The 2,860-nt window shown below is 70.8% G+C and carries 2 protein-coding genes; one reads left to right on the top strand and one right to left on the bottom strand.

Annotation, left to right across the window (positions count from 1 at the left end):
• On the bottom strand, window positions 1-1,169 hold a 1,169-nt coding region (gene aceA, locus DBR36_RS08770; protein WP_108318610.1), incomplete at its 3' end, for an isocitrate lyase.
• 129 nt (window positions 1,170-1,298) lie between these two features.
• Here aceA and DBR36_RS08765 point away from each other — a divergent pair.
• Window positions 1,299-2,774, top strand: coding sequence for an XRE family transcriptional regulator (locus tag DBR36_RS08765; protein WP_258222661.1), 1,476 nt, complete (start codon window positions 1,299-1,301; stop codon window positions 2,772-2,774).
• Window positions 2,775-2,860 lie beyond the last annotated feature (86 nt).

The raw sequence follows: 2,860 nt of genomic DNA, 5'->3' as shown, positions 1-2,860 counted from the left end.
TCGGCCTCCTGCAGCTCGACGTACGCGCTCATGGCGCGCTCGGCGTAGCCGCGGGCGAGGTCGAACATCGAGTGGTTCACGGCGTGGAAGTCGGCCAGCGTGATGAACTGGAAGGCGTAGCCGAGAGCGGCCAGGTCGGCCTGGAACGTGGCGATCTGCTCGTCGTCGAGGTGGCGCTTCCAGTTGAAGCTCGGCGAGCAGTTGTAGGCGAGCTTCTTGCCCGGGTAGCGGGCGTGGATCGCCTCGGCGAAGCGGCGGGCCAGCTCGATGTCGGGTTCGCCCGTCTCGACCCAGATCAGGTCGGCGTAGGGGGCGAAGGCGAGACCGCGCGAGATCACGGCATCCAGTCCGGGTCGCACCCGGTAGAAGCCCTCGCTGGTGCGCTCGCCGGTGAGGAACGCCGCGTCGCGCTCGTCGACGTCGCTGGTGAGCAGGTCGGCGGCCAGCGCGTCGGTGCGGGCGATGATCACCGTCGGCACCCCCGCGACGTCCGCGGCCAGGCGCGCGGCGTTCAGCGTTCGGATGTGCTGCTGCGTGGGCACGAGCACCTTGCCGCCGAGGTGACCGCACTTCTTCTCGCTGGCGAGCTGGTCTTCCCAGTGGATGCCGGCGGCCCCCGCCGCGATCAGCGACTGCGCCAGCTCGTAGGCGTTCAGCGGCCCACCGAACCCCGCCTCGGCGTCGGCCACGATCGGCGCGAGCCAGTCCTGCGTGATCTCTCCCTCGGCGCGCTCGATCTGGTCCTGGCGGAGCAGCGCGTTGTTGATGCGCCGGACGACCGCGGGCACGCTGTTGGCGGGGTACAGGCTCTGGTCGGGATAGGTCTGCCCCGCGAGGTTGCCGTCCGCGGCGACCTGCCAGCCGCTCAGGTAGATGGCCTTGAGCCCGGCGCGCACCTGCTGGACGGCCTGGCCGCCGGTGTAGGCGCCGAGTGCGCGGACGTACTCCTCGGTGTGGATGAGGTTCCACAGGTTCTCCGCTCCCCGGCGCGCGAGCGTGGACTCCTCGCGGACGCTCCCGCGGAGGCGGACGACGTCCTCGGCGGTGTACGTCCGCTCGATGCCGTCCCAGCGCGGGTCGTTCTGCCACGCGGCGCGGATCTCATCGGCGGTCTCGGTCTGGTCGCCGGGGCGCAGGGGCTGCTGGGCGGGGGTGGCCTGGATCGTCATGTCGTCCTCCTTCGGGTGCCGGGGCGTCGGTGCCCCGTGCAGACCACTGTCCGCGAAAAACCACCCCCTGCAAGAGGAATGTCGCTGTGAAGATCGACCGATCTTCTGTTCTTGTGAGAACCTTCCGGTATGGACACCGGCGTCTCCCTCCCCGCGGCATCCCTCCCGCTCGACCATGAAGAGGTGGACACCCTCACCATCGGTCGGCGCATCCGGCAGCTGCGCACCGCGCGCGGTCTGACCCTCGACGACCTCGCCGCCGCCGTCGGGCGCGCGCCGAGCCAGATGTCGATGATCGAGAACGGCCGCCGCGAAGCGAAGCTCACCCTTCTCCAGGCGATCGCGCGGGCTTTGGAGTGCCGGCTCGATCAGATCCTGGATGCGGAACCCCTCGACGCCCGCGCGGCGCTCGAGATCTCGGTGGAACGGGCCATGCGGGGCCAGACGTTCCAAGCGCTCGGGATCGAGCCGTTCCGTGTCGGCCGGTCCGTCCCCGACGAGGTGCTGTCCGCGATGCTCGCGCTGCAGGGCGAGATCGAACGCCTGCGCGAGGAGCGGTCGGCCACCCCCGAAGAGGCCCGCCGCGCCAACGTCGCGCTCCGGCGGCTGATGCGCACGCAGGACAACCATTTCCCCGAGCTGGAGCGCGTGGCATCCGGGATGCTCGCGGCGATCGAGCATCCGGGCGGGCCGCTGACGCAGCGCGGGGCGAGCGACATCGCCGCGCACCTCGGGTTCTCGCTGCACTACGTCCCCGACCTGCCGTCGTCGACGCGCAGCATCGCCGACGTGAAGAACGGACGGCTGTACCTGTCGACGCGGGTCGCGAAAGGCGACCCGCGCGCCGCAGTGCTGCAGGCGCTGTCGAGCCGCATCCTCGGCCACGGCGAGCCGACGAGCTACGACGAGTTCCTGCGCCAACGCGTCGAGACGAACTACCTCACGGGTGCCCTGCTCATGCCCGAGGAGCACGTCGTCCCGACCCTGCGCGAGGCCAAGGAACGACGCGCGCTCAGCATCGAGGATCTGCGCGACGCCTACTCGGTGTCGTACGAGACCGCCGCGCACCGCTTCACCAACCTGGCGACGGTGCACCTCGGCATCCCGGTGCACTTCCTCAAAGTGCACGAGTCGGGCACGATCACGAAGGCGTACGAGAACGACGACGTCAACTTCCCCACCGACCGGCTCGGCTCCATCGAGGGGCAGATGTGCTGCCGGCGCTGGACGAGCCGCGTGGTCTTCGACGAGGACGACCTGTTCAACCCGTATTACCAGTACACCGACACCGGCAACGGCACCTACTGGTGCACCGCCCGCGTGGAGCAGTCGAGCGAGGGCGCGCACTCGGTCAGCGTGGGCGTGCGCTTCGACGACACGCGGTGGTTCAGAGGCCGCGACACGACCAACCGCGCCGTCTCGCGTCACGCCGTCGAGACGTGCTGCCGACGAGCGCCCGCCTCCCTCGAGAACGCCTGGCGCGGTCAGGCGTGGCCGAACGTCCGGACCCCGCGCACGCTGCTGGCGACCCTGCCGACCGGGTCGTTCCCGGGCGTCGACACGACCGAGATGTACGAGTTCCTGGAGGCGCACGCCCCGCGGTGACCCCGCCGGCGGGGGGACGCGCGGCGGTTGTGCGGCGGCGGGTGCTGTCGCGGCGGCGGCGGTGGCGGTGCGGCGGCGGGTGCTGT

The sequence above is a fragment of the Microbacterium sp. HMWF026 genome (genome assembly GCF_003061325.1).
In the GTDB taxonomy this organism is placed as follows: Bacteria; Actinomycetota; Actinomycetes; order Actinomycetales; family Microbacteriaceae; genus Microbacterium; species Microbacterium testaceum_E.
Note: the sequence above shows the minus strand (reverse complement) of the source record. Positions and strands in the feature narration are given on the sequence as shown.

What these genes read in the sequence shown, in the direction of transcription:
- DBR36_RS08765 (WP_258222661.1), top strand. Translation starts at nt 1,299, where the DNA reads ATGGACACCGGCGTCTCCCTCCCCGCGGCATCCCTCCCGCTCGACCAT.